We start from the raw sequence: 26,780 nt of genomic DNA, 5'->3' as shown, positions 1-26,780 counted from the left end.
CGCCGAACTGGCCGACCGCATTCACAGCGTGGCCGGCGCCGATCACGGCAGCGGCGATCGCCTGGTCAACCTCATGGCCAGCAGCCAGAACCAGTTGGACGGCATCCTCCAGGCCTTGCGCGAGGCGCTGTCTAGCAAGGGCGCGCTGCTCAACGAAATCAACGGCCTGGCCGGCCTGACCGAACAGCTCAAGAGCATGGCCAAGGACGTCGGCGACGTGGCGCGCCAGACCAACCTGCTGGCCCTCAACGCCGCCATCGAAGCCGCCCGTGCCGGTGAAGCCGGGCGCGGTTTCGCGGTGGTCGCCGACGAGGTGCGCAAGCTCTCCACCCTGTCCGGCGATACCGGGCAGAAGATCGGCGAAACCGTGGAAACGGTGAACGGCGCCATCGCCCGCACCCTGGAGCTTTCGCAGCTCCACGCCGAGCGCGACACCGGCACCCTGAACCAGTCCGGCGAGACCATCGAACAGGTCATCGGCACCTTTGGCGGCACCACCCGTGACGTGGTCGAGCGCAGCGATGCCCTGGCCGACAACGCCGCAGCCGTGGGCGGCGCCATCGCCGAGGTGCTGGTCGCCCTGCAATTCCAGGATCGCGTCAGCCAGATGCTAGGCCACATCCGTGACGACCAGGCCCGCCTCGAGCGCCTGGTGATCGACCGTCGCGCCCTGGCCGCCAGCGGTCAGCCGCTGCCGACCCTCGACACCCGCGGCTGGCTCGCCGACCTGGCCCGCACCTACACCATGGCCGAGCAGGTCGCCGTGCACCACGGCAAGCGACCGGCCGCCGCCCCCGCCGAATCCGATATCACGTTCTTTTAAGGAAAGCTGTCATGAGCAACAAGACCATTCTGATCGTCGACGACTCCATCTCCATCCGCCAGGTGGTGTCCATGACCCTGAAAAGCGCGGGCTACGACGTCATCGAAGGCTGCGACGGCCGCGATGCCCTGACCAAGCTGGACGGGCGCAAGGTGCACCTGATCATCAGCGACGTGAACATGCCCAACATGGACGGCATCACCTTCGTCACCGCGGCCAAGAAGCTGCCGGCCTACAAGTTCACCCCGGTGATCATGCTCACCACCGAATCCGATGCTGCCAAGAAGGCCGCCGGCCAGGCCGCCGGTGCCAAGGCCTGGATGGTCAAGCCGTTTCAGCCGGCGCAGATGCTGGCGGCGGTTTCCAAGCTGATCATGCCCTGATGGCCCCGGAGGCTGCCCCCATGAACGACATCGTTCGTACCCGCTTGCCCCTTACCGGGCCGCTGACCATCTACACCGCGGCCGACAGCAAGCCGCTGCTGATGGAGCCCCTGACCGCCGGGGTCACCGTGGCGCTGGAACTGGCCGAGGTCGATGAATTCGACTCCGCGGGTCTGCAGTTGCTGCTGCTGGCCCACCGCGAGGCGCAGCGTCTGGGCGGCAGCCTCGAACTGGTCGACCCCAGCCCCGCCGTCACCGAACTGCTGGAGCTGGCAGGTCTTGCCGACTTCTTTACCGCGGCCGCCGCGGAAGGTGTTGCCGCATGAACATGGACGAGATCCTCAAGACATTCATCGCCGAGAGCGAGGAATTGCTGCAGCAGATGGAAGCCGCGCTGCTGCAGATCGAGCAGGCGCCGGATGACGTCGAGCTGATCAATGCCATCTTTCGCGCCGCCCACACCATCAAGGGTTCGGCCGGGCTGTTCGGCCTGGACCATGTGGTGGCCTTCACCCATGTCGCCGAAAGCGTGCTCGACCGCATCCGCAGCAACGAGCTGGCCTTCGACGAGACCCTGTCGGCGCTGTTCCTGGAGGTCTGCGACCACCTCAACGGCCTGATCGCCCGGGTATCGTCCGGCAGCGAGCCGGAGCCCGACTTCCAGGCCGCCGGCGCCGTGCTGGTGCAGCGCCTGGAGCACTATCTGCAGCCGAGCGCCAAGACGGTCCAGCCGGCCGCCACCACCCGTAGCCTGGCGGCACCGGTCGATGGTGTCGCCGCCGGCCACTGGCACCTGTCGCTGCGCTTCGGTCCGGACATGCTGCGCAATGGCATGGATCCGTTGGCCTTCGTGCGCTACCTCAACAGCTTTGGCCGCATCGTCAACATCGTCACCCTGACCGACGCCATCCCGGCCGCGGCGGAGATGGACCCGGAGACCTGCTACCTGGGCTTCGAGGTCGCCTTCGACAGCGACGCCGACAAGGCGACCATCGAGGCGGCCTTCGAATTCGTCCGCGAGGACAGCCAGATCCGCATCCTGCCGCCGCACAGCCGCAGCAGCGACTACTGCCAGCTGATCGACGACCTGGCCGAGGAAGACCTGCGCCTGGGCGAGATCCTGGTGCGCTGCGGCACCCTGACCGCCACCGAGCTGGACGAGGTGCTGCGCCGCCAGGCCGATCCGGCCACCCCTCGGCAGCCCATCGGCGAAGCCCTGGTGGAGGCCCAGTTGGTCAATCCGCCGGTGGTGGATGCGGCCCTGAACAAGCAGCGCAAGATCAAGGAGCAGCGCGCGCCGGCCGGCGAAGGCCAGCTGATCCGTATCGACGCGACCAAGCTCGACCAGCTGATCGACCTCATCGGCGAGCTGATCATCGCCGGTGCCGGGACCCAGCTGATCGCCCAGCAGAGTGGCCTGGCGGCTCTGGTGGAATCCACCGGGGTGCTGTCGCGCCTGGTGGAAGAGGTCCGCGACACCGCCCTGACCCTGCGCATGGTGCAGATCGGCACCACCTTCAATCGTTTCCAGCGCGTGGTCCGCGACGTCTCCAAGGAAATCGGCAAGGACATCGCCCTGCGTATCAGCGGCGGCGAGACCGAGCTGGACAAGACCGTGGTGGAAAAGATCGGCGATCCGCTGACCCACCTGATCCGCAACGCCATGGACCATGGCATCGAATCCGCCGAGCTGCGCCTGGCGCGGGGCAAGCCGGCCCAGGGCACCGTGGGGCTCAACGCCTACCACGAGTCGAGCAGCATCGTCATCGAGGTCACCGACGACGGCGGCGGTCTGTCGCGCGAGCGCATCCTGCGTAAGGCGACCGAGCGCGGCCTGATCGCCGAGGGCCAGGTGCTGGCCGACAAGGACGTGTTCAACCTGATCTTCGAACCGGGCTTCTCCACCGCCGAGCAGATCAGCAACCTGTCCGGTCGCGGCGTCGGCATGGACGTGGTGAAAAAGAACATCACCGCCCTGCGCGGCAGCGTCGATCTCACCAGCGAGGAAGGCCGCGGCACCACGGTGACCATTCGCCTGCCCCTGACCCTGGCGATCATCGACGGCTTCCTCATCGGCGTCGGCAAGGCCACCTACGTGGTGCCCCTGGAGGCGGTGGAGGAGTGCATCGAGCTGACCGAGGCGGCCAGTGTCCAGGCCAACGGCAACGACTACCTCGACCTGCGCGGCGAGGTGCTGCCGGTGCTGCGCCTGCGCCAGCTGTTCGCCATCGAGGAGGCGCCGCCGCGGCGGCAGAACGTGGTGGTGGTGCGCTACGCCGGCCAGCGCGCCGGTCTGGTGGTCGATCAGCTGCTCGGCGAATTCCAGACGGTGATCAAGCCGCTCGGTCCGCTGTTCGGCCACAACCGCAGCCTGGGCGGTTTCACCATCCTGGGTACCGGCGCCGTGGCGCTGATCCTCAACGTGCCCGGCCTGATAGGAGAGGCCGCGTCTACCAGCGTTACTGCTCCAGTCCACGCTCCCGTGCTGACCTGACCGACAAGGAATTCGAGTCCATGACCGTTACCAAACGTATGTCCCTGCTGGTCCTTTCCGCGTTGCTTGGCATCATCCTGCTGGCAGGGCTGGCTTACTACCAATTGCACCAGGTGTTCGAACGAGCCAATTTCGGCAACGACGATACCGTGCCGGCCATTCTGGGCATCGACGCCGTCGACGCCCATTCCGCCGATGTCATCACCAACATCTATCGCCACCTCGCCGCCGATGGCGAAGCCGCCACCCGGCAGGCCGAAAAGGAACTCGGCGAATCGCAGCGGCTGACCGAAGAGGCGCTCAAGGCCTACGAGGGGCAGATCTCCGACGAGACCGACAAGCGCCTGTGGGAAGACGACAAGCAGGCCATCGCCGCGCTCAACCAGCTCGCCGCCAAGGTGATCCCGCTGTCGCGCGCCAGCCTGGATGACGAGGTCAAGCGGCTGCTGGGCGAAAACCAGGAGATCATCACCCATGTCGGGGATGTCCTCGACGCCCATCGCCTCTACAACCAGAAGCTGGGCGCGGAACAATCCAGCCTGGCGGAAGGCACCCTCACTCAAGCCACGCTGCTGTCGATCGGCATCTCCCTGGCCACCCTGCTGCTGATCGGTCTGCTCGGCTTCTTCATCACCCGCAACCTGCTGCGCCAGCTGGGCGGCGAGCCGGCCGAGGTGGCCAAGGTCGCCAACCGCACCGCCGCGGGCGACCTGCCCGATGATCTGCAGCTGCGTGCCGGCGACGAGTCCAGCCTGATGGCCGCCATGCAGCGCATGGTGGTGACCCTGCGCGGTCTCGTGCAGGAGATGAGCACCATGGCCAGCGAGCACGATCGCGGCGAGACCGAGGCGCGCATTCCGCTGGAGCGCTTCCAGGGCACCTTCCGCAACGTCGCCGAGGGCGTCAACGCCATGGTCGCCGGCCACCTCAGCGATTCCGCCAAGGCCATGGCCTGCGTTAAGCGCTTCGGCGAGGGCGATCTGGCTGCGCCGCTGGAGCGGTTCCCCGGCAAGAAGGCGGTGATCAACGACAACCTCGAGCAGGTCCGCGACAACATCCAGCTGCTGGTGGCGGAGATGGTCCAGCTGTCCGCCGCCCATGATCGCGGCGACACCGAGGCGCGCATCCCCGTCGAGCGCTTTCAGGGCACCTTCCGTGGCATGGCCGAAGGCGTCAACGCCATGGTCGCCGGGCACCTGAGCGATTCCGCCAAGGCCATGGCCTGCGTCAAGCGCTTTGGCGAGGGCGATCTGTCGGTGCAACTGGAGCGCTTCCCCGGGCAGAAAGCGGTGATCAACGACAACCTCGAACAGGTCCGCGACAACATCCAGCGCCTGGTCGAAGACGCCAACCAACTGAGCCAGGCGGCCATGGCCGGTCGTCTCGATACCCGCGCCGATGCCAGTGCCCACCAGGGCGATTTCCGCCGCATCGTCGCCGGCATCAACGGCACCCTCGACGCCATCGTGGCGCCAGTCAACGAAGCCATGGGCGTCATGGCCGGGCTCGCCCAAGGGGACCTGAGCCGCACCGTGCGCGGTGACTACCAGGGCCAGTTGCTGGAACTCAAGGAGTCGATCAACGGCACCGTGGGCAAGCTGAACCAGATCATCGGCGACGTGCGTCTGTCGGCCGACTCCCTGGCCAGCGCCTCGGAAGAGATCTCCGCCACTGCCCAGAGCATGAGCCAGGCCAGCACTGAACAGGCGGCTTCGGTCGAAGAGACCAGCGCCAGTGTCGAACAGATGTCGGCCTCCATCGCCCAGAACACCGAGAACGCCAAGGTCACCGATGGCATGGCCGGCAAGGCCGCGCGGGAAGCCGGGGAGGGTGGTCAGGCCGTCAGCGAGACCCTGGTGGCCATGAAGACCATCGCCGACAAGATCGGCATCGTCGACGACATCGCCTACCAGACCAATCTGCTGGCGCTCAACGCCGCCATCGAGGCCGCCCGTGCCGGGGAGCATGGCAAGGGCTTCGCCGTGGTGGCCGCCGAGGTGCGCAAGCTGGCCGAACGCAGCCAGGTCGCGGCCCAGGAAATCGGCACCGTGGCCAAGAGCAGCGTGGCCCTGGCCGAACGCGCCGGCACTTTGCTGGAACAAATGGTGCCGTCCATCAGCAAGACCTCCGACCTGGTCCAGGAAATCGCCTCGGCCAGCGAAGAACAGAGCAGCGGGGTGAGCCAGATCAACGGCGCCATGCTGCAACTGAGCCAGATCACCCAGCAGAACGCCTCGGCGTCCGAGGAGCTGGCCGGCACCGCCGAAGAAATGAGTACCCAGGCGGAGCAGCTGCAGCGCCTGATGGGCTTCTTCAATACCGGCGAAAGCCGGGTGGTACAGGACCTGGAGCGCGCGCTGGAGGCCTCGCGGCCGAAGGCCATGCAGGTCCCGGGCAAGGCACTGCGTACGGGTACCTCGGGCGTGCCTGACGGCTACGTCCCCTTCGAATCCTGATCCCTATCCTACGGCCACCTGCGGGTGGCCTTTTTGAGACCACCGACATGACCGTCATCAAGAAAATGCTGCTGCTGGTGCTGTCCGCGTTACTGGGCATCCTGGTACTGGCCGGCACCGGGCAATACGAAATCGACAAGGTGTTCCAGGCGGCCAACTACGGCAACGACAATACCGTTCCCAGCCTGAAGGCGCTGGGTGATGTCAATGACAGCCGCTCCGACTACGTGGTGGGCATCTATCGCCATGTGCTGTCGACCAGCAGCGAAGCCATGACCACCGCCGAGCAGGACCTGGCCGCGGCCAAGGAACGCATTGGCCAGAGTCTCGCCAAGTACGAGACGCTGGTCTCGGACGACCGCGATCGTGGCCTGCTGGCCGCCGATCGCGCCGCCTTCACGGCGCTGTTCAACCTGGGCGACCAGGTCATCGCCCTGTCGCGGCAGAATCGCAACGACGACGCCCAGGCCCTGATGCGCAGCCGCACCGACGTGATGCTGGCCATCAACAAGGCCCTCGACGAGCACGTCGGCTACAACGAGAGCCTCGCGCAGCAGGGCGTGCAGGTCGCTCAGAAGACCAAGGTCGAGGCCACCTGGCTGGCCCTGTCCATCGCCCTGGCGACCCTGCTGGCCGTGGCCCTGCTGGGCTTCTTCATCACCCGCAACCTGCTGCGTCAGCTTGGCGGTGAGCCGGCCGCGGTGGCGACCCTGGCCGGCCGTGTGGCCGCCGGTGATCTGCCCGATGACATCAAGCTGCGCGGCGACGACAAGACCAGCCTGATGGCGGCCATGCAGAACATGGTCACCACCCTGCGCGGCCTGATCGGCGAAATGAGCAGCATGTCGGCGGCCCACGACCGCGGCGAGACCGTGGTGCGCATCCCGGCCGAGCGCTTCCAGGGCGCCTATCGCAACATGGCCGAAGGGGTCAACGGCATGGTCGCCGGCCACCTGAGCGATTCCGCCAAGGCCATGGCCTGCGTCAAGAGCTTTGGCGAGGGCGATCTGTCGGTGGCGCTGGAGCGCTTCCCCGGCCAGAAGGCGGTGATCAACGACAACCTCGAACAGGTCCGCGGCAACATCCAGCGCCTGGTCGAAGACGCCAACCAGCTCAGCCAGGCGGCCATGGCCGGTCGCCTCGATACCCGTGCCGATGCCAGTGCCCACCAGGGCGACTTCCGCCGCATCGTCGCCGGCATCAACGGCACCCTCGACGCCATCGTCGCCCCGGTCAACGAAGCCATGGGCGTCATGGCCGGGCTCGCCCAGGGCGACCTGAGCCGCACCGTGCGCGGTGACTACCAGGGCCAGTTGCTGGAGCTCAAGGAGTCGATCAACGGCACCGTGGGCAAGCTGAACCAGATCATCGGCGACGTGCGCCTGTCCGCCGATGCCCTGGCCAGTGCCTCGGAAGAGATCTCCGCCACCGCCCAGAGCATGAGCCAGGCCAGTACCGAACAGGCCGCCTCGGTCGAGGAGACCAGCGCCAGCGTCGAGCAGATGTCGGCCTCCATCGCCCAGAACACCGAGAACGCCAAGGTCACCGATGGCATGGCTGGCAAGGCCGCGCGCGAGGCCAACGAAGGCGGCGAAGCGGTGGGTGAGACCCTGGTGGCCATGAAGACCATCGCCGAAAAGATTGGCATCGTCGACGACATCGCCTACCAGACCAACCTGCTGGCGCTCAACGCGGCCATCGAGGCGGCCCGCGCCGGCGAGCATGGCAAGGGCTTCGCCGTGGTGGCCGCCGAGGTGCGCAAGCTGGCCGAACGCAGCCAGATCGCCGCCCAGGAAATCGGCACCGTGGCCAAGAGCAGCGTGGCCCTGGCCGAGCGCGCCGGGTCACTGCTCGACGAAATGGTACCGTCCATCAGCAAGACCTCCGATCTGGTACAGGAAATCGCCGCTGCGTCCGAAGAACAGAGTAGCGGAGTCACTCAGATCAATAGCGCCATGCTGCAACTCAACCAGATCACTCAACAGAACGCCTCGGCCTCGGAAGAGCTGGCCGCGACCGCCGAAGAAATGAGCGGTCAGGCCGAGCAGCTGCAGCGCCTGATGGGCTTCTTCCACACTGGCGAGGGTCGTGCAATCCAGGACCTGGAGCGTGCCATCGAGCAGACGCGCCCGGTCGCCAGCCGCACGGCCCAGCCAACCTCGCGTCGTCCGCAGATGGCCGCGGGCGGCCTGCCGGACGGTTACGTCCGCTTCCCGGAGTAATGGCTTCATGACAGCCCTGACCCTTGGCGACATCGCCCACGAACACCTTGGCCATCAGCACCTGACCTTCGTGGTGGATGGGGAAACCTATGCGGTGGATACCCTAGCGGTACGCGAGATCATCGAGTTCGGTCAGCTGACCCAGGTCCCGCTGATGCCGGCCTGCATTCGTGGGGTGATCAATCTGCGCGGCGCCGTGGTCCCGGTGGTCGATCTGGAAGCCCGCTTCGGCGGGCGACCGACCCGGGTCGGCCCGCGGACCTGCATCGTCATCCTGGAAGTGTGCGCCGACGAAGACACCCAGGTGCTGGGCGTGGTGGTGGATGCGGTGAGCGAGGTGCTGGAAATCGCCGCGGCGGACATCCGTCCGGCGCCGGCCTTTGGCAGTCGCCTGGCGCCGCACTTCATCGCCGGCATGGTCAAGTCCGAGGACGGCTTTCTGACCCTGCTCGACGTGGCCCAGGTACTGGATGTGCAGGAACTGGCGAGCCTGGCCCAGGCCGCCAGCTGAGACATCCCCGCATTGCACGGGCGACGTTAACCGGCGCCTCTAAAACGAAACAGTCGTAACCGGCGCCGGAGGCGCTTCCACCATGCTGAACACTCTTCGCGTCTCGACCAAGCTGGCGATCGGTTTCGGGACCGCCATCCTGATGCTGCTGCTGGTCATGGGTGTCGCCCTGCTGAACATGGGCACCATGAAGGACTCGGCCGACAACATGTCGAAATTCCGTTTCCCCATGACCGTTCAGGCCAACACCCTGGTACGCAACACCCTCGACAGCGGCCGCCTGATGCGCAACCTGCTGCTGCTGGACGATGAGCGCGCCCTGGCCAAGACCAAGGAAGACATCGCCAAGGTCCGTTCGGGCAACGGCGAGATCCTTGCCGATCTGCAGAAGAAGATCACCAGCGACGAAGGCAAGCAGAAGCTGGCCGCTGCCGTGGATGCCCGTCAGCGCCTGCAGGACAAGTACGGCGAATTCTTTCGCCTGCTGGACACCGACCGCGGCCAGGCTCGTGACTATCTGCTGAACGTCTTCGCCCCCAACAACAACGAGCTGGTGGCCGCCCTTGGCGCCCTGAACGACCTGCAGGCCCAGCGCATGCAGGAAGCTGGTGAAGCGGCGACCGACGCCTATGTAGATGCCCGCAATCTGATGATCGTGATAGGTACGGTGGCAGTCCTGATCTCCATCCTGCTCGGCTACCTGATCACCCGCAGCCTGATCCGGCAGCTGGGTGGTGAACCCGCCTATGCCGCCGAGGTGGTGCAGCGCGTCGCCCGCGGCGACCTGAGCGTCGAGGTGGCGACCCGCGAGGGCGATACCACCAGCATGCTGGCCGCCGTGCGCACCATGACCACCACCCTGGCGCAGATCATCAGTGACGTGCGCAGCTCGGCCGATGGCCTGGCCAGCGCCTCCGAAGAGGTTTCGGCCACCGCCCAGAGCATGAGCCAGGCCAGCACCGAGCAGGCGGCTTCCGTCGAGGAAACCAGCGCCAGCATCGAGCAGATGTCGGCCTCCATCGCCCAGAACACCGAGAACGCCAAGGTCACCGACGGCATGGCCGGCAAGGCCGCGCGGGAAGCGGACGAGGGCGGCCAGGCCGTGCGTGAGACCCTGGTGGCCATGAAGACCATCGCCGACAAGATCGGCATCGTCGACGACATCGCCTACCAGACCAATCTGCTGGCGCTCAACGCCGCCATNGAGACCCTGGTGGCCATGAAGACCATCGCCGACAAGATCGGCATCGTCGACGACATCGCCTACCAGACCAATCTGCTGGCGCTCAACGCCGCCATCGAGGCCGCCCGTGCCGGCGAGCATGGCAAGGGCTTCGCCGTAGTGGCCGCCGAGGTGCGCAAGCTGGCCGAACGCAGTCAGGTCGCCGCCCAGGAAATCGGCACCGTGGCCAAGAGCAGCGTGGCCCTGGCCGAACGCGCCGGGTCCCTGCTGAGCGAGATGGTGCCTTCCATCAACAAGACCTCCGACCTGGTGCAGGAAATCACCGCCGCCTCCGAAGAGCAGAGCGCCGGGGTCGAGCAGATCAATGGCGCCATGCTGCAGCTCAGCCAGATCACCCAGCAGAACGCCTCGGCGTCCGAAGAGCTGGCCGCCACCGCGGAAGAGATGAGCGGCCAGGCCGAGCAGCTCCAGCAGATGATGGAATACTTCACCCTGAGCGGTTCGCCGGTGGCCCAGCAGGTCGCCCGTCCCGGTGCCAAGCGCTCGGGTCCGAGCCTGGCCGAGCGCGCTTCGGCACTGATCGATTCACCCCGGCGTGCGCCCCGTGGCAGCGTGCCGGCCGGTTTCGCCCGTTTCGAGGAGCAAGCCTGATGCTATTGCGCCAGTTTCTGACCTTTCAGCTCGCCGGTGATCTCTACGGCGTGAACACCAGTTGCGTGCGGGAGATCATCGAGTACGGCGCGGTCACCACGGTGCCCATGCTGCCGCCGGCGATCCGTGGCGTCATCAACCTGCGCGGCGCCGCCGTGCCGGTCATGGACCTCGGCGTGCGCTTTCGCAACGAGGTGACCGAGACCTCCCGCCGCAGCTGCATCGTGGTGCTGGAGATCCAGGTCGACGGTGGCCCCCAGGTGTTCGGCATCGTGGTGGACGCGGTCTGCGAGGTGCTGGAGATCGCCGCCGACGGCATCGAGCCGGCGCCGCGCTTCGGCGCCTCGATCCGCACCGACTTCATCCTCGGCATGGCCAAGCAGGGTGCCGGTTTCGTCATCCTGCTCGACATGGATCGGGTCCTGGGCGCAGACGATCTCGCCCAGCTCGCCGCCATGACGGCTGCCTGAGTCGCCGGCCATGGAACTCCCCGCGCTGACCGACAGCGAATTCCGCCAGTTTCGCAGCTTCATCTTCCGGGTCGCCGGCATCAGCATGTCCGATGCCAAGCGCCCGCTGGTGAGCGGCCGCCTGGCCAAGCGCGTGCGCCAGCGCGGCACGCCCAGCTACGACGCCTATTTCCAGCTGATCCAGCGTGACCAGGCGGAATGCCAGATGGCGGTCGATCTCTTGACCACCAACGAGACCTACTTCTTCCGCGAGCCCAAGCACTTCGACTTCCTGCGCGAGCAGGTGCTGCCGAACTGGGACAGACGCCAGCCGCTGCGGCTGTGGAGCGGCGCCTGCTCCTCGGGGGAGGAGCCCTATACCCTGGCCATGACCCTGGCCGAAGGGCTGGGCGAGCGCCCCTGGGAAATCGTCGCCTCCGACCTCAGCACCCGGGTGCTGGCCAAGGCGCGCAACGCCCAGTATCCGCTCGCCGAAGCCGAGAACATCCCGCCGGCGCTGTTGCGGCGCTATTGCTTCAAGGGCGTGGGCGAGAACGACGGCACCTTTCTGGTGGATCCGCGGCTGACCGCGCGGATCGCCTTTCGCCAGATCAATCTGAACAACTCGCTGCCGGAGCTGGGCACCTTCGACATCATCTTTCTGCGCAACGTGATGATCTACTTCGACGTGCCCACCAAGCGCCAGGTGGTGGCCCGTCTGGTTCGCCACCTGCGACCCGGTGGCTACTTCTTCGTCAGCCATTCCGAGAGCCTCAACGGGGTGACCGACGCCCTGAAAATGGTCAGTCCTTCCATCTATCAACGTCCGCTCTAGCCATGGCAGCCGCGCCGGAACTGTTCTTGCGTCCTGGCGACTGGTATTTCGGCCAGGGCGATTTGCGGATCCGGACCATCCTGGGCTCCTGCGTGTCCTTTGTCTTCTGGCACCCGCAGCGACGCCTCGGCGGCATGACCCATGCGCTGCTGCCCACGCGTCAGCGCGCCGCTCCCGGCGCACCCGCCGACGGCCACTATGTCGACGAATCCCTGCAATTGATGCTGGGGGCGATCGCCCGCCACGGCGGTGATCTCTCCGGCTACCAGGTGCACCTCTACGGGGGTGGCAACATGTTTCCCCAGCTTCTGCGCGGGCGCGTCCGCAACATTGGCGACGTCAATGTCGAGGCGGCGCTGGCGCAATTGGCCCAGGCCGGTATCCACACGGTGCGGACCCACGTCCGCGGCGCCGGCCATCGCAAACTGTCCCTGGACCTCGTCGACGGCCGGGTGCTCATGCAACAGGTGGAGCTACCCTATGTTCCGCCGCTTACGAGACTTACTCCATGAACAAGATCAAGGTCCTTATCGTCGACGACTCCGCCGTGGTGCGGCAGGTGCTCGCCCAGAGTCTCGCGGAGGATCCGGCCATCGAGGTGCTGGGGGTCGCCGCCGACCCGGTGTTCGCCCAGGACAAGATGCGCAAGCAATGGCCCGACGTCATCGTGCTGGACGTGGAGATGCCGCGCATGGACGGCATCACCTTTCTCAAGAAGATCATGGCCGAGCGCCCGACCCCGGTGGTGATCTGCTCGACCCTGACCGAGAAGGGCGCCGCCACCACCCTGCAGGCCATGGCCGCCGGGGCGGTCAGCATCGTCACCAAGCCCCAGGCCAACCTCAAGCAATTCCTCAAGGACGCCTCGGACGACCTCACCAGCGCGGTCAAGGCCGCCGCTCGGGCCAATCTCAAGCGCCTGGCGCCGCGTGGCGTGCCGGTGGTGCCGACGCCCAAGCTCAGCGCCGACGCCATCCTACCGTCCGGCGGCAGCCCGGCCATGGCGCGCACTACCGAGCGCATCGTCGCCCTGGGTACCTCCACCGGCGGCACCCAGGCCCTGGAAGCGGTGCTGACCTCGCTGCCGCGGGTCTGCCCCGGCATCGTGGTGGTCCAGCACATGCCCGAGCGCTTCACCGCCGCCTTCGCCGAGCGCCTGGATCGCCTCTGCGAGCTGGAGGTGCGCGAAGCGCGGCATGGCGATCGGGTCCTGCCGGGACGGGTGCTGATCGCGCCGGGTGGTCGCCACATGCTGCTCAAGCGCAGCGGTGCCCAGTACCAGGTGGACGTGGTCGACGGCCCGCCGGTCAGTCGTCATCGCCCCTCGGTGGACGTGCTGTTCCGCTCGGTGGCGCGGGCCGCCGGCAGCAATGCCCTGGGGATCATCATGACCGGCATGGGCGACGACGGCGCCCGTGGCCTCAAGGAGTTGCGCGACGTCGGTGGCCGTACCCTCGGCCAGGACGAAGACAGCTGCGTGGTCTACGGCATGCCCAAGGAAGCCATGAAGCTCGGCGCGGTGGAGCAGGAGATCGGCCTCAACCAGATCGCCGCCGCCATCCTCAAAGGTGGGGTCTAGACGAACTTGCGGGGCAGGCGGGACTCCAAGCGCGAGCACGCGAGGAGAGCCCCATGTTCGACATCTGCCACTGGATCAACGAGCCTGAAACCTGGCTGGCCGAGCCCGAGCGGCTGCGGGTCATCACCGATCGCCACAGTGACTTCTGGAACCACACCCACGACGGCGGCGAGCGCCACAGTGGCCACTTCTTCGGCGCCCGGGTTACCAGCGGCTTCACCGCCCAGCTGCGGGTGGCTGCGCGCTGCAAGAACCAGGGCGACCATGCCGGCTTGATGGTGCGGATCGACGAGCAGCACTGGCTGCGGGCCGGCATCGGCTACTTCGATGATACCCCGCAATTGCTCAGCGTCCTGACCCTGGGACGCTCGGATCTGGCCGTAGGCGCACCGCTGGGCGAGCGCGAAGAGCTGTGGCTGAGGATTACCCTGACCCAGGGTACCCTGCGGGTCCAGGCCTCGCTCGACGGTCAGCGCTGGCCGCTGCTGCGCCTGGCCAGCCTGCCCGTCGCCGCCGAGTACCGGGTCGGCCCGGTCTGTGGCACCCCGGAGCGGGGTGGCATGGAGGTGGCGTTCAGCGACTTCAGTCTGCAGGCCCCGCTGCAGCGAGGCTTGGCCGATCTGAGTTGAGGCGGGGAGGGCGACTCAGCCGACGGTGACGGGGGGCAGTTCGACCTGCTGCACCTGCACCGGCTTGCGCGGGGCGACCACCTTGGCGACCCCGTCGACGACCTTGTCGCCGTGCTGGTTGAACACCCGGGTGGCCAGGTTCACGCGAAACTTCGGCAGCTTTTCCAGCACCTCGATTTCCACCGTCAGGGTATCGCCCAGCTTGACCGGCTTCTCGAAGGTCATGGTCTGGTCGACATAGAGGGTGCCCGGGCCCGGCAGGTTGCATGCCACCGCGGCGCTGATCAGGGCGCCACTGAGCATGCCGTGGGCGATGGGCTCGCGAAACAGCGTCTTGGCGGCGAATTCGGCGTCCAGGTGCAGCGGGTTGCAGTCCCCGGAGAGGGCGGCGAACAGCAGCACATCGCGCTGCTCGATGGTGCGGGTCACGGTCACCTTCTGGCCGATCTCGAGGGCTTCATAAGGGATGTTTTCGGTCAGGCTCATGACGCGCTCCGGCAGCTGTGACAAGGCGGCGGACGCCGCGAAGCCGGGCATTCTACCCAGGCTCGCCGCCCGAGGCTAATCGACGCCCGGAAAAGCCCCGGGAGAAGGTGACCATAAGTGACCATCTGGTCATTAGGTGACGTTCAGGGCGGATATTGATGCTGTTGCGGGCAGGGCAAAGCTGCTAGGCTCGCAGGGCCGGTTCAGCGCTGATCACGGCACTCCAACGAACAATAACCATAGAGCGGGAGCGGGCTGCATGATGCCGAATTTCTGGAGTGACAAATATCCCGAGGGCATCCAGACAGACATAGACCTGGACCGTTATCGCAACGTCCTGGCGGTATTCCGCGAGGCCTGCCAGACCTACGCCGAGCGCCCGGCGTTCAGCAACCTGGGCCGCACCCTGAGCTACCGCGAACTCTATGAGCTGTCCGGTCAGTTCGCCGCCTACCTGCAAAAGCATACCGACCTGCAACCCGGCGATCGCATCGCCGTGCAGATGCCCAATGTGCTGCAGTATCCGGTGGTGGTCTTTGGCGCCATGCGTGCCGGCCTGGTGGTGGTCAACACCAACCCGCTGTACACCGCCCGCGAGATGCAGCACCAGTTCAAGGATTCCGGCGCCCGGGCGCTGGTCTGCCTGGCCAACATGGCGCACCTGGCCGAACAGGTGCTGCCGCAGACCGACATCCGGCACGTCATCATCACCGAGGTCGGCGACCTGCTGCCGACCTTCAAGCGCCTGCTGGTCAACGCCGTGGTCCGCCACGTCAAAAAGATGGTGCCGGCCTATCGCATTCCCCATTCCATCCGCTTCGTCGATGCCATGACCAAGGGCGAGCACGTCGATTTCGTCGACGCCGACCCGGCGGCCGAGGACGTCGCCGTGCTGCAGTACACCGGCGGCACCACTGGCATCGCCAAGGGCGCCATGCTGACCCACCGCAATCTGGTGGCCAACATGCTGCAGTGCCAGGTGCTGATGACCAAGTACCTGGGCGGCGGTGCCCAGGTGATGATCGCGCCGCTGCCGCTCTATCACATCTATGCCTTCACCATTCACTGCATGGCCATGCTGATCCAGGGCAACCACAACGTCCTGATCACCAATCCGCGCGACCTGCCGGCGCTGGTCAAGGAACTGCGGCAGTGGCGCTTCAACGGCTTCGTCGGCCTCAACACCCTGTTCGCCGCCCTGTGCAACAACGAGGATTTCCGCCAGCTGGATTTCTCCCAGCTCAAGGTGACCTTTTCCGGTGGCATGGCGCTGCAGCAATCCGTGGCCCTGCGCTGGGAAGAGGTGACCGGCTGCGGCATCTGCGAAGGCTATGGCATGACCGAGACCAGTCCGGTGGTGAGCTTCAATCCGCTGGAGCGGCGCCGGCTGGGTACCATCGGCGTGCCGGTGCCGGGCACCGACTGCAAGGTGGTGGATGCCGATGGCGTGGCCCAGGGCTTCGATACCCCCGGCGAACTGTGCGTCAAGGGCCCCCAGGTCATGAAGGGCTACTGGCTGCGTCCCGAGGCCACCGCCGAGGTGCTGGACGCCGAGGGCTGGCTGCGCACCGGCGACATCGCCGTGATCGAGCCGGATGGTTATCTGCGCATCGTCGATCGCAAGAAGGACATGATCCTGGTGTCCGGCTTCAACGTCTATCCCAACGAGCTGGAAGAGGTGCTCTCCCAGTTGCCGGGGGTGCTGCAGTGCGCGGCCATCGGCATCCCCGACGAGGTGGCGGGGGAGAAGATCAAGGTGTTCGTGGTGCCCAAGCCCGGTGCATCCCTCACCACCGAGCAGGTGCTCAAGCACATGCACGACAACGTCACCGGCTACAAGCGACCCAAGCTGGTGGAATTCCGCGACAGCCTGCCGACCACCAACGTTGGCAAGATCTTGCGTCGCGAACTGCGTGACGCCGAACTCAAGAAGGCGTAACAGGACTTCACTATGTCCCCCGCGCCGCTACCTCTCGTCGACTGGTAGCGGTGCCACCGGTTTCCAAGCATGGTTTTCGCAAGAGGTTCGGGTATAAACCGCAGGCGGCATTTTGCTGTCACCTCTCCGACCTCTTTCCTTGAGGACACACCATGCGAATTAGCGTACGCCAGGCCGTGCTGGGCCTCTTCCTGCTGGGCTCCAGCGTGCTCGGTCAGGTCCAGGCCGGTGAACCCATCCGCGTCCTGTTCGTGGGCAACAGCTACACCTTCGTCAACGATCTGCCGGCGATGGTCCGTCAAATGTCCGTTGACGCCGGTCAGTCGCGCCCGCTGGACGTCAAGCATGTGACCTTCAGCGGCGCCAGCCTCGAGGAACACTGGAAGCGCCACGACGTGCAGGACGAGCTGGCCAAGGCCAACTACGACTACGTGGTGATCCAGGACCACAGCATGATGCCGGTGAAAAATCCGGACCTGACCCGTCAGTACGTGCGCCTGATCGCCGACCTGGCGCGCAAGGACGGTGCCCAGCCGATCCTCTACCTGACCTGGGCCCGGCAGAACAACCCGACCATGCAGGCGCAGCTGGACAGCGTCTACACCCCCCTGGCCAAGGAAACCGGCGCGCTGCTGGCCCCGGTGGGCCAGGCCTGGCAGAAGGCCCTGGCTGATCAGCCGCAACCGGGTCTGTTCCTGCCCGATGGCAGCCACCCGTCCTTTACCGGTACCTACCTGACCGCCTCGGTCTTCTATGCCCTGATCTACGGCACCCGTCCGCCGCTGCCGGCCGCCGGCGAAAAGATCAAGTTCGATCATGCCGATCCCGCCGATCTGCAACAGGACGCCTGGAAGGCCCTACAGTCGCTGGACATGGCCCTACGCACGCCGCCGGCCAAGCTGAACGTAGCCAGCGTCCAGGCCAAGCGCTGAGTCCGTTCCGCCGCTGCGCGCCGTCCGGCCGCGCAGCGGTTTTCCGCCCGCCGTTCTTGTAAAGCCCCGCCGCACCCCCCAACTCTTTTACACTTACCGGTCCAAGCGACCGCCGTCGAAAGAGTTTCATGACCGATACCCCCTCCGTTGCCCGTCTCGCCGCCAACCTGGATCAGGCCTTCAACGCCGATCGCCATCGCCTGAGGCGCCAGCTCCAGGCCCTGCAGAAACAGCCTGATCCGGCCCGCGAAGCCCAGTGGCTGGAGCGTTTCCAGGCGTCCTGCGCCAAGGTCGAGGCGCGGCGTGCCAGCGTGCCGACCATCCGTTACGACGACGCCCTGCCGATCGCCGCCAAGCGCGAGGAGATCAAGCGCGCCATCGCCGGCCACCAGGTGGTGGTGATCGCCGGTGAGACCGGTTCGGGCAAGACCACCCAGCTGCCCAAGATCTGTCTGGAATTGGGCAGGGGTGTGCAGGGGCTGATCGGCCACACCCAGCCGCGCCGGCTGGCTGCGCGCAGCGTGGGCGCCCGGGTGGCGGAGGAACTGGGTTCGCCGCTGGGCGAACTGGTCGGCTATCAGGTGCGGTTCGAGGATCAGAGCACCGATGCCACCCTGATCAAGCTGATGACCGACGGCATCCTGCTGGCCGAGACCCAGCACGACCGCTTTCTCGAACGCTACGACACCATCATCGTCGACGAGGCCCACGAGCGCAGTCTCAACATCGACTTCCTGCTGGGCTTTCTCAAGACCCTGCTGCCGCGTCGCCCCGATCTCAAGCTGATCATCACCTCGGCCACCATCGACCTGGAGCGCTTCTCCCGGCACTTCGACGGCGCGCCCATCGTCGAGGTGTCCGGGCGGACCTATCCGGTGGAGACCTGGTATCGCCCCCTCAGCGCCGAGGTGGACGAAGACGGCGAGCGCCTGGTGGACGATCTCTCGGTGGACCAGGGCATCCTCCAGGCACTGGACGAGATCGAGGCCCATGAGCGCAGCGTCGGTCAGCGTCCGGGCGATGTCCTGGTGTTCCTGCCCGGCGAGCGCGAGATCCGCGACTGCGCCGAGGTCCTGCGCAAGGCCCAGCTGAAATTCACCGAGGTGCTGCCGCTCTATGCGCGCCTGACGCCGGCCGAGCAGCAGAAGATCTTCCAGCCGCGTCCGGGGCGCAAGATCGTGCTGGCCACCAACGTCGCCGAGACCTCGCTGACCGTGCCGGGCATCCGCTACGTGATCGACAGCGGCACCGCGCGCATCAGTCGCTACAGCTATAGAGCCAAGGTCCAGCGCCTGCCCATCGAAGCCATCTCCCAGGCCAGTGCCAACCAGCGCAAGGGCCGCTGCGGCCGGGTCGAGCCGGGCATCTGCATCCGCCTCTACAGCGAAGAGGATTTCCTCGGTCGACCGACCTTTACCGATCCGGAGATCCTGCGCACCAACCTGGCGGCGGTGATCCTGCAGATGCTGCATCTGCGCCTGGGTCGCATCGAAGACTTCCCCTTTATCGAGCCGCCGGATGGCAAGGCGATCAAGGACGGCTTCACCCTGTTGCAGGAACTCTCGGCGGTGGACGTCGAGGGGCGCCTGCTGCCCCTGGGGCGGCAACTGGCGCGCCTGCCCGTCGATCCGCGCCTCGGCCGCATGCTGCTCGAAGCGACCGAGCAGGGCAGTCTCGCCGAGGTGCTGATCGTCACCAGCGCCCTGTCGGTGCAGGACCCGCGCGAGCGCCCAGCTGACCGCCAGACCCAGGCCGATCAGGCCCATGCCCAGTGGAAGGACCCGGATTCCGACTTCGCCGCCCTGGTCAATCTCTGGCACGGCTTCGAAGAGCAGCGCCAGGCGCTGGGCTCCAACGCCCTGCGCAGCTGGTGCCGCAAGCACTTCCTCAACTACCTGCGGCTGCGCGAGTGGCGCGATGCCCATCGCCAGCTGACCCTGCTGTGCCGCGAACTGGGGCTCCAGGCGCGCAAGGCCGACAGTCCGGCGCCGGCACCGGCGGAAGTCGGCAACCGACCTGCGCCGACCACCGACAAGCACGTCAACGCCAAGGCCCAGCAACAGGCCGAAGCCAGCGAGGCGGCGGTACGCGCCCGCGGCTATGCGGCGCTGCACAAGGCCATTCTCGCCGGCCTGCTCAGCCAGATCGGCCAGAAGAGCGAGGACGGCGACTACCTGGGCGCGCGCCAGCGGCGCTTCTGGATCCATCCCAGCAGCGTCATCGGCCGCAAGAAACCCAACTGGATCATGGCCGCGGAGCTGGTGGAGACCACCAAGCTGTTCGCCCGTATGGTGGCCAAGATCGAACCGGACTGGATCGAGCCGGTGGCGGGCCACCTGGTCAAGAAGACGCACCTGGAGCCCCACTGGGAGAAGAAGCGCGGCCAGGTGGTGGCCTATGAGCAGGTCACGCTCTATGGCCTGATCGTGGTCGGCCGCCGCCCGGTGCACTTCGGCCCCATAGATCCGCCTGCCGCCCGCGAGCTGTTCATCCGCGAAGGCCTGGTGCGCGGCGAGATCAACAGCCGCGCCAAGTGCCTGGCCGCCAACCGGGCGCTGCTGGAGCGGCTGGACGAACTGGAAGCCAAGGCCCGCCGCCGCGACATCCTCGCCGATGAGGAAACGCTGTTCGACTACTATGCTGCGCGTCTGCCGGCGGACGTCTACCAGACCGCCACCTTCGACAGCTGGTATCGCCGCGAAAGCGCCAAGCAGCCCGATCTGCTGATCATGCGCGAGGAAGACGTCCTCGCCCGCGAAGCCAGCGAGGTGACCGCTGCCCAGTATCCGGACACCCTGCGCCTGGGCGAGCTGACGCTGCCGCTGTCCTACGAATTCGACCCGACCCATCCGCGCGATGGCGTCACCCTGCGAGTGCCGGCGCCGCTGTTGCCGCAGCTGCCGCCGCAGCGGCTCGACTGGCTGGTGCCGGGATTGCTCTACGACCGCTGCGTGGCCCTGGTGCGCAACCTGCCCAAGGCGCTGCGCAAGAACTTCGTGCCGGTACCGGATTTCGTTCGCGCGGCGTTGGACAAGATCCCCTTCGGCGAGGGCTCGCTACACGAGGCCCTGGGGCGCGAATTGCAGCGCATGACCGGCGCCCGTATTCCCGACGAGGCCTGGCCGGAAGCCGAGGCGGGTCTCGATCCCCATCTGCGTATGAACCTGGAAGTCGTCGATGCCCAGGGCAAGCCGCTGGGCGAAGGCCGCGACCTGGCCGAGGTGACGGCGCGCTTCGCCCAGGAGAGCCAGGCAGCGCTGGCCCTGCCGACGCAGAAACGCCAGGAGCAGCGCCCGGTGGAGGCCGAGGCCTTCGCCGAAGTGGCGGCCAAGACCCAGCAGCAGGTGGCCGGCCTTTCCATGACGGTCTATCCGGCGCTGGTGGACGAGCAGGGCACGGTGCGCGAAGGCCGCTTCGCCACCCAGGCCGAAGCGCGCTACCAGCATCGCCGCGCCCTGCAGCGACTGCTGCTGCAGCAACTGGCGGAGCAGGCCAAGTTCCTGCGCGGCAAGTTGCCCGGCCTCACCGAGTTGGGCCTGCTGCACCGCGAACTGGGTCGGCCGGAGGCGCTAGTGGAAGACATCCTGCTGGCCAGTCTGGACGCGGCCATCCTCGCCGACGACGCCGAGCTGCCCCGCGATGGCGCCGGCCTGGCTTCACTGGCCGAGCGGCGCAAGGGCGGCTGGACCGAGCAGGCCGAACGGATCGCGCGCCTGACCCTGGAAATCCTCAAGCTCTGGCATGGCCTGCAGAAGAAATTCAAGGGTCGCATCGACCTGGCCCAGGCGGTGGCGCTGAACGACATCAAGGCGCAACTGTCCAGCCTGGTCTATCCCGGTTTCGTCCGGGATACGCCGCTGGAATGGCTCAAGGAGTATCCGCGCTATCTGAAGGCCATCGAGCAGCGCTTTGACAAGCTCGGCAGCCAGGTGCAGCGCGATCGCGTCTGGAGCGGGGAGCTGGCCGGGCTCTGGGAGCAGTATCGCGCCCGCGCCGCCAAGCATGGCCAGGAGGGCAAGCGCGACGCCAATCTGGAGCTCTATCGCTGGATGCTGGAGGAATACCGCGTATCCCTCTGGGCCCAGCAGCTGGGCACGCGGATGCCGGTGTCGGACAAGCGATTGAACAAGCAGTGGAGTCTGGTGGAGGCCTAGCGCGGTCATCCATCGGAACCCTCCCAGGCCCGGGTCGGCCGCTGGCATAGTGAGGCCATGACCCAGGCCAGCTTTCGCTTCCACGGCGCCCTCGAACGCTTTCTGGCCCCGACCCGTCGCGGCCGGGTGATCCGGGTCGAATGCGCCGCGGTGGCGAGCGTCAAGCATCAGATCGAAGCCCTCGGTGTGCCCCATACCGAGGTGGGTCTGCTGCTGATCAACGGCGAGGCGGCTGCGCTGACGCAGCGACTGGACGACGGCGATGAGGTCATCGTTCATCCGGCGCAGGCCGAGAGCTCAGGCGAATCCGCGCTTGGTCATCCAGGGACAGGGCGTCCGCGCTTTGTCGCCGATGCACACCTCGGCGCGCTGGCGCGGCGTCTGCGCATGGCGGGCTTCGATACCCTGTACGACAACGCCTATGCCGATCCGGCCCTGGCCGATCTCGCCCGGCGCGAGGAACGTATCCTGCTCACCCGGGATCGTGAATTGCTCAAGCGACGGCAGGTGCTGCATGGCTGCTATGTGCATGCCCTGCGTCCGGAGGCGCAGCTGCAGGAGCTCTACCAGCGCCTGGGTCTGCGTCCCTGGGCGTTGCCCTTTTCGCGCTGTCTGGCCTGCAACTCGAGTCTGCAGGCGGTCAGCCTGGCAGAGGTCGCCGACCGCCTGCCTCCGCGCGTGCGGGAACGCCACTGGCATTTCCTGCACTGTGCGCACTGCGACAAGCTATTCTGGGAAGGCAGCCACTGGCGCGCCATGCGCGAGCGGCTGGCGCTGGTCTAACGCGGCAATACCTGGCGCAGCGAGCCACCCACGTCCGGCAGGTCCATCTCGATGCGCCGCCACCAGGCTTCCGCGAAGCTGTAGCAGGCGAAGGCGATCAGGCCGAGGCCGACCACGGACAGCACCAGTCCGCCAAAGGGCAGATTCTGCAGGCCGTTCAGGGCGTCCTTCATGCCCGGCGGATGCAGCGCCTGATAGCGCGAGCCGCTGACCACCAGCAGGACGGCGATCTCGACGAAGGCCACGCCCCGGGCGATCAGCCCGAAGCGGCCGATGGGCCGGATCAATCGCAGCTGCTCCGGACTGGCTTCGAGATAACGCTCGAAGCTGGCCTTCCAGCCCTTCACGAAATGGGCAAGGCCCACGCCCAGCGGAATCAGCGCAGCGACGTACACCAGCAGGTTGGAATAGCGCCAACCGAGGAGCGTCTGCAGTAGGTCGTTGGTTTCCCCACCCGAGCCACCGCCCTGGCGCAGACCACTGACCAGCAGGCCCAGGGCGAAGAAGGCCAGGGCACCATAGGTGATGCCACCCACCAGCAGGCCGGCGCGGATCACCAGGCCCTTGGGCTTGCTGCCATGGTCATCCACATCGCGGATGGCCTGGAGGATGCGCCAGGCCGCGAAGGCGACCAGGCCGACCACCACCAGGCCGACCAGGAAGTGGCCGAAGGGCTGGGCGAGCAGGGCTTCGAGGCTGTCATGGCTGTCCGCCGGCTGGCCGGAGCCGCGTGCGGCCAGCAGCGCCAGCACGCCGATGATGAGATAGACGAGACCGCGGGCGGCATAGCCGCATCGGGCCAGGAGAGTGAGTCCGGTACGGGTGCGCATCTGTTATGTCCTGTTACATCCTGCCTTGTACTGACCGGCGGCCCGCGTACGGGTTCTGGCGGGCGGACAGGCGCACCGGGGATGCTGGCGGGACGCGGCGTTAGGCCTTAGGCTCGCACCCTTTGCCTCGGCGACAGTTTCATGGACAAAGCTCGACTGCTCACCCTCATTCTCCAGGCGCTGGAAGCCGACCGCGAGGTCATCAGCCAGCAATTGGCGGCCAGCCATGAAGCGGCCACCCACAGCGAAAGCAAGGCCGAGAACAAGTACGACACCCGCGGTCTGGAAGCGGCCTACCTGGCCGATGGCCAACGCCGCCGTCTGCACGAGATCGAGCTGGCCCTGGCCGCCTACCGCGCGCTGACACCCGTGGCCATGAGCGACGGTGTCCGCGTCGGCGCCCTGATCGAACTCACTACCGCCACGGCCAGCCGCTGGCTGTTCCTCGGCCCGGATGCGGCGGGACTCAAGGTCAGGCTGGATGGTCAGGAGGTGCTGGTGATCTCCCCGCGCGCGCCCCTCGGTCAGGCATTGCTCGGGCGGGAGGAGGGCGACGAGGTGGCGGTGACCGTTGAAGGCAAGGTGCACCGGCAGGAGATTCTGGCGGTGTATTAGCGTAGGGCAGAGGTAATGTCCTATCTCCGTCGTGGCCTTGGTCCGCTCCCATGGACTGGGCAATGACGGCGGATCGGAGGCTTGCTGGGCCCAATGGAGATGAATGCCCGCTCGGATAGCTTCTCTCCTCTCGGCAGAGGGTTGGGGTGAGGGTGTCCTTCCACTAAGCCCCAGTGGAAAAGGCTACGCCGTTTTCCACGCTACGACGCCATGAGACGCCGTTGATGATGATCGCGGCCGTGGGCCGCTCCTACCGATCTCGCTTCAGGGCGTCGACCATTTTGTGCCATTAGGACAGTGCTCCAACCATTCAGGTTGGCCGTCGGAGCGGCCGCATCGGCGGACCGCCATGGCCGCGATCAAGGGACGATGAGGTCTGCCGTGATTTCAGGATTGCCGCCAGGGCAATCCCTCTCTCAGGTCTCCACCCCTTCCACCGACCGGTTGGCTCTGGGCGGTGCGGCTTCTTCCTTTTCCTGCTTCGGCCGGTGCTGATCCAGCCAGGCGCGGCTCTGCTGCTGAGCTTCGTCGACCTTCCTGTTCAGCTCGTCGAGGGTTCCGCCCAGGGTTTCCCGGGCCTGTTCGCGGGCGGCTTCTTCCACCTTGGTGGCGAAGCTGTCCGCTGCCTTCTCGGCGCTGTCGCAGCCGCCGAGGCCGAGCAGCAGCAGGATGCCGGCGAGTCCGAGGATGGCTTTGGTGCTCATGTTCGTCCGCTCCTTGTTATGAAGGCCGCTTCAGCGAATCGCGCGGCTCATGACCGGCGGCGCTGTGCTTGGCTTCGCCGCGGGTCTTGTACAGCGAGACCAGCACGCCACCGGCCAGCAGGCCCAGGGTCACGCTCAGGGAGATCGCCGGCGGAATCTTGCCGATGATGCCCACCAGGAAGATCTTGCAGCCGATGAACACCAGCACCAGCGCCAGGGCGTACTTGAGGTAGGCGAAGCGATGGATCATCGCCGCCAGGGCGAAGTACAGCGCGCGCAGGCCCAGGATGGCGAAGACGTTGGAGGTGTAGACGATGAAGGGGTCCTGGGTGATGGCGAAGATCGCCGGCACGCTGTCCACCGCGAACACCAGGTCGGCGCACTCGATCACGATCAGCGCCAGGAACATCGGGGTCGCCCAGAGCACCGCCTTGCCACTGGCATCGGGCTGGCGCACGAAGAAATGATCGCCATGCAGCTCATCGGTCACCCGCATTTTCTTGCGCAGGAATTTGATGAAGACGTTGTCGTCGAGGTTGGGCTCTTCATCCACCTTGGCGAACAGCATCTTGACCCCGGTGATCACCAGGAAGGCGCCGAAGATATAGAGGATCCAGTCGAACTGGTGGATGAGGGCCGCGCCCAGGCCGATCATGATGGCGCGCAGCACGATCACCCCGAGGATGCCCCAGAACAGCACCCGGTGCTGGTACTCGCGGGGGATGGCGAAGAAGCCGAAGATCACCGCCATCAGGAAGACGTTGTCCATGGACAGCGACTTCTCGATCAGGAAGCCGGTGACGTAGTCGAGACTGGCGTCGGCGCCCTTGAGCTGCCAGACGAAGAGGGCGAACAGCAGACCCGCACTGATGTAGCCGGCGGACAGCAGCAGGCTTTCCTTGACCTCGATGGGCTTGTTCTCCTTGTGGAGCACACCCAGGTCGAAGGCCAGCAGGGCGATGACGACGGCGAAGAAGGTCAGCCACATCCAGGTGGCGGTGCCGAGGAAGTCGGCGAAGAAGAATGCATGCAGGGCGTTCATGAGCCCCTCCTTAGTCAAGTTTCAAGACTATGACTCGACATGGCGGCACACGCCGTCAGAGGGGCCCGGGTCACCAGAACAGGATTTCGAACTCGCGCACATTCGGCAAGGATTGCAGTTTTACAAAATGCAACCGCTCTAGCTCAGGCTTCTCGGGAGGAGTGGTGGCCGGTGATCAGCCAGCGGCCGTCGATCTGCTCGAAGGTGAAGAGGAAGCGCGCGGGCACGCTGATGGCCTGCTCGCCTTCCCGATAGTGGAAGACATAGAGCCCGCCGACCACCACGGTGCCGAGCTTGCTGCTGACCCTTTTCTTGAAGATCTGGACGTCGCACACCAGCCCGTCGTTGGCGAGGAAGTTGCGGAAGTATTCGCGGCGGCTTTCCTCGTTGTCGCGTACCTCGTTGGAGAGCGTGGGCACCAGGATGGCGTCCGCGGCATAGAGCGCAAGGATGGCCTCCACGTCGCGGGTGGCAACGGTCGCGGCCCAGGTGTACAGCGCGGCCTTGGCGCCGGCCAGGCAGGCGATCTCTTCGTTGGAGCGGGCAGGAGCGGCGATCGACATGACGGAATCCTCGGGCTGATAGGTGACTGTTATAATATAACAATCAATCCCGGGTGGTTGCGCTGTGGCGACCTATCGCTCGAGGGTGACGCCTGCGCGAGGCGTCCGGGGCACGGAGGTGTCGCCGCCGGTTGCCGGCGACGGCGGGGGCGAGGTGGATCAGCGATTCTCGACCTTCGACCGCAGCGGGATCTCTTCGCGCGAATCGGTCTGGCTCACCGGCTGGCCGACCATCTCTTCATAGACCGCCGGCTGGGCGATGAACAGGCGCACGTCCTTGACGTCATCGAGGATGCGCCGGGCTTCTTCCACCGAGGCCACGTGCAGGGTGGCGCCCTTGTCATCGGCGACGGGGACCGAGGTGCCTTCCACCAGCGCATGGATGACGTAGGAGCCGCCTTCCATGGACACCAGATTGACTTCCTTGACCGCGCCGGCCTTGACCTGCTGATTCAGCTCTTTGACATTCATCGACACACCTCGGTTATCACGCTAACGAGCCCTGCGCAGCGGCAGG

The 26,780-nt window shown here is 66.4% G+C and carries 23 protein-coding genes and 2 pseudogenes; 19 read left to right on the top strand and 6 right to left on the bottom strand.

Features of this window, described 5'->3' with window-relative positions; genetic code table 11:
• Positions 1-73: 73 nt before the first annotated feature.
• The 14 genes and pseudogenes from PSEK12I1_RS0108570 (at position 74) to PSEK12I1_RS0108510 (ending at position 14,215) form a co-directional block, all read left to right on the top strand.
• On the top strand, positions 74-823 hold the full coding sequence (locus PSEK12I1_RS0108570; protein ID WP_237709571.1) for a methyl-accepting chemotaxis protein: 750 nt from the start codon (positions 74-76) through the stop codon (positions 821-823).
• 11 nt (positions 824-834) lie between these two features.
• On the top strand, positions 835-1,206 hold the full coding sequence (locus tag PSEK12I1_RS0108565; protein WP_007162125.1) for a response regulator: 372 nt from the start codon (positions 835-837) through the stop codon (positions 1,204-1,206).
• A gap of 20 nt (positions 1,207-1,226) precedes the next feature.
• On the top strand, positions 1,227-1,532 hold the full coding sequence (locus tag PSEK12I1_RS0108560; RefSeq protein WP_027601278.1) for an STAS domain-containing protein: 306 nt from the start codon (positions 1,227-1,229) through the stop codon (positions 1,530-1,532).
• Positions 1,529-3,700 (top strand): chemotaxis protein CheA, encoded by a 2,172-nt coding sequence (locus PSEK12I1_RS0108555; protein WP_027601277.1) that lies wholly within the window; start codon positions 1,529-1,531, stop codon positions 3,698-3,700. The genes PSEK12I1_RS0108560 and PSEK12I1_RS0108555 overlap by 4 nt, the downstream gene beginning before the upstream one ends.
• A gap of 20 nt (positions 3,701-3,720) precedes the next feature.
• Positions 3,721-5,241 (top strand): annotated as a pseudogene (locus tag PSEK12I1_RS25295) (MCP four helix bundle domain-containing protein); the annotation flags it as partial.
• 57 nt (positions 5,242-5,298) lie between these two features.
• Positions 5,299-6,016 (top strand): annotated as a pseudogene (locus PSEK12I1_RS25290) (methyl-accepting chemotaxis protein); the annotation flags it as partial.
• Between the two features lie 187 nt (positions 6,017-6,203).
• Positions 6,204-8,378, top strand: coding sequence for a methyl-accepting chemotaxis protein (locus tag PSEK12I1_RS0108545; protein ID WP_027601275.1), 2,175 nt, complete (start codon positions 6,204-6,206; stop codon positions 8,376-8,378).
• A 7-nt stretch (positions 8,379-8,385) separates the two neighbouring features.
• Entirely contained in the window at positions 8,386-8,889 is a 504-nt protein-coding gene (locus tag PSEK12I1_RS0108540) for a chemotaxis protein CheW (RefSeq protein ID WP_027597644.1), read from the top strand.
• Positions 8,890-8,971: 82 nt separating this feature from the next.
• On the top strand, positions 8,972-10,723 hold the full coding sequence (locus PSEK12I1_RS0108535) for a methyl-accepting chemotaxis protein (protein ID WP_027601274.1): 1,752 nt from the start codon (positions 8,972-8,974) through the stop codon (positions 10,721-10,723).
• Positions 10,723-11,193, top strand: a complete 471-nt coding sequence (locus tag PSEK12I1_RS0108530; protein ID WP_027601273.1) for a chemotaxis protein CheW — start codon at positions 10,723-10,725, stop codon at positions 11,191-11,193. The genes PSEK12I1_RS0108535 and PSEK12I1_RS0108530 overlap by 1 nt, the downstream gene beginning before the upstream one ends.
• Before the next feature lie 10 nt (positions 11,194-11,203).
• Positions 11,204-12,007 (top strand): protein-glutamate O-methyltransferase CheR, encoded by an 804-nt coding sequence (locus tag PSEK12I1_RS0108525; protein WP_027597646.1) that lies wholly within the window; start codon positions 11,204-11,206, stop codon positions 12,005-12,007.
• Positions 12,008-12,033: 26 nt separating this feature from the next.
• Positions 12,034-12,519, top strand: a complete 486-nt coding sequence (locus PSEK12I1_RS0108520) for a chemotaxis protein CheD (protein WP_231501051.1) — start codon at positions 12,034-12,036, stop codon at positions 12,517-12,519.
• Positions 12,516-13,586 (top strand): chemotaxis response regulator protein-glutamate methylesterase, encoded by a 1,071-nt coding sequence (locus PSEK12I1_RS0108515; protein ID WP_027597648.1) that lies wholly within the window; start codon positions 12,516-12,518, stop codon positions 13,584-13,586. The genes PSEK12I1_RS0108520 and PSEK12I1_RS0108515 overlap by 4 nt, the downstream gene beginning before the upstream one ends.
• 53 nt (positions 13,587-13,639) lie before the next feature.
• Positions 13,640-14,215, top strand: a complete 576-nt coding sequence (locus PSEK12I1_RS0108510; RefSeq protein ID WP_027597649.1) for a DUF1349 domain-containing protein — start codon at positions 13,640-13,642, stop codon at positions 14,213-14,215.
• 15 nt (positions 14,216-14,230) lie between these two features.
• Here the strand turns inward: PSEK12I1_RS0108510 and PSEK12I1_RS0108505 are convergent, their stop codons facing one another.
• Complete coding sequence (locus tag PSEK12I1_RS0108505; protein ID WP_007162137.1) at positions 14,231-14,701, bottom strand: MaoC family dehydratase; 471 nt, start codon at positions 14,699-14,701, stop codon at positions 14,231-14,233.
• 259 nt (positions 14,702-14,960) lie between these two features.
• On the opposite strand from PSEK12I1_RS0108505, the gene PSEK12I1_RS0108500 reads away from it, so the two are divergent.
• From PSEK12I1_RS0108500 to PSEK12I1_RS23615, 4 genes are all read left to right on the top strand, one after another.
• Positions 14,961-16,640, top strand: a complete 1,680-nt coding sequence (locus PSEK12I1_RS0108500) for a long-chain fatty acid--CoA ligase (protein ID WP_007162138.1) — start codon at positions 14,961-14,963, stop codon at positions 16,638-16,640.
• A 152-nt stretch (positions 16,641-16,792) separates the two neighbouring features.
• Positions 16,793-17,572: an SGNH/GDSL hydrolase family protein gene (locus tag PSEK12I1_RS0108495; RefSeq protein ID WP_007162139.1), complete on the top strand. Its 780-nt coding sequence runs from the start codon at positions 16,793-16,795 to the stop codon at positions 17,570-17,572.
• Between the two features lie 128 nt (positions 17,573-17,700).
• Positions 17,701-21,726 (top strand): ATP-dependent RNA helicase HrpA, encoded by a 4,026-nt coding sequence (gene hrpA, locus PSEK12I1_RS0108490; protein ID WP_027601271.1) that lies wholly within the window; start codon positions 17,701-17,703, stop codon positions 21,724-21,726.
• 57 nt (positions 21,727-21,783) lie between these two features.
• Positions 21,784-22,509 carry a Mut7-C RNAse domain-containing protein gene (locus tag PSEK12I1_RS23615; RefSeq protein ID WP_037006830.1) on the top strand — a complete coding sequence of 242 codons (726 nt, stop codon included), beginning with the start codon at positions 21,784-21,786 and terminating at the stop codon, positions 22,507-22,509.
• On the opposite strand, the gene PSEK12I1_RS0108480 is transcribed toward PSEK12I1_RS23615, so the two are convergent.
• Positions 22,506-23,339: a DUF1206 domain-containing protein gene (locus PSEK12I1_RS0108480; protein ID WP_027601270.1), complete on the bottom strand. Its 834-nt coding sequence runs from the start codon at positions 23,337-23,339 to the stop codon at positions 22,506-22,508. The two genes, PSEK12I1_RS23615 and PSEK12I1_RS0108480, sit on opposite strands and share 4 nt — an antisense overlap.
• Before the next feature lie 141 nt (positions 23,340-23,480).
• Between PSEK12I1_RS0108480 and PSEK12I1_RS0108475 the strand changes: the two genes are divergently transcribed.
• Positions 23,481-23,954, top strand: a complete 474-nt coding sequence (locus tag PSEK12I1_RS0108475) for a GreA/GreB family elongation factor (RefSeq protein WP_027597652.1) — start codon at positions 23,481-23,483, stop codon at positions 23,952-23,954.
• Between the two features lie 416 nt (positions 23,955-24,370).
• Here PSEK12I1_RS0108475 and PSEK12I1_RS0108470 read toward each other — a convergent pair whose 3' ends face one another.
• From PSEK12I1_RS0108470 to PSEK12I1_RS0108455, 4 genes are all read right to left on the bottom strand, one after another.
• Positions 24,371-24,658, bottom strand: a complete 288-nt coding sequence (locus PSEK12I1_RS0108470) for a hypothetical protein (protein WP_027601269.1) — start codon at positions 24,656-24,658, stop codon at positions 24,371-24,373.
• Positions 24,659-24,674: 16 nt separating this feature from the next.
• Positions 24,675-25,700 (bottom strand): TerC family protein, encoded by a 1,026-nt coding sequence (locus PSEK12I1_RS0108465; RefSeq protein WP_027601268.1) that lies wholly within the window; start codon positions 25,698-25,700, stop codon positions 24,675-24,677.
• 143 nt (positions 25,701-25,843) lie between these two features.
• Positions 25,844-26,263 carry a DUF4440 domain-containing protein gene (locus PSEK12I1_RS0108460; protein ID WP_007162146.1) on the bottom strand — a complete coding sequence of 140 codons (420 nt, stop codon included), beginning with the start codon at positions 26,261-26,263 and terminating at the stop codon, positions 25,844-25,846.
• Positions 26,264-26,422: 159 nt separating this feature from the next.
• Positions 26,423-26,734, bottom strand: coding sequence for a DUF6482 family protein (locus PSEK12I1_RS0108455; RefSeq protein WP_027601267.1), 312 nt, complete (start codon positions 26,732-26,734; stop codon positions 26,423-26,425).
• Between the last annotated feature and the right edge of the window lie 46 nt (positions 26,735-26,780).

This window comes from Pseudomonas sp. MOIL14HWK12:I1, assembly GCF_000510705.1.
GTDB classification, from domain to species: domain Bacteria; phylum Pseudomonadota; class Gammaproteobacteria; order Pseudomonadales; family Pseudomonadaceae; genus Chryseomonas; species Chryseomonas oryzihabitans.
This window is presented reverse-complemented; position numbering and strand designations above follow the sequence as displayed.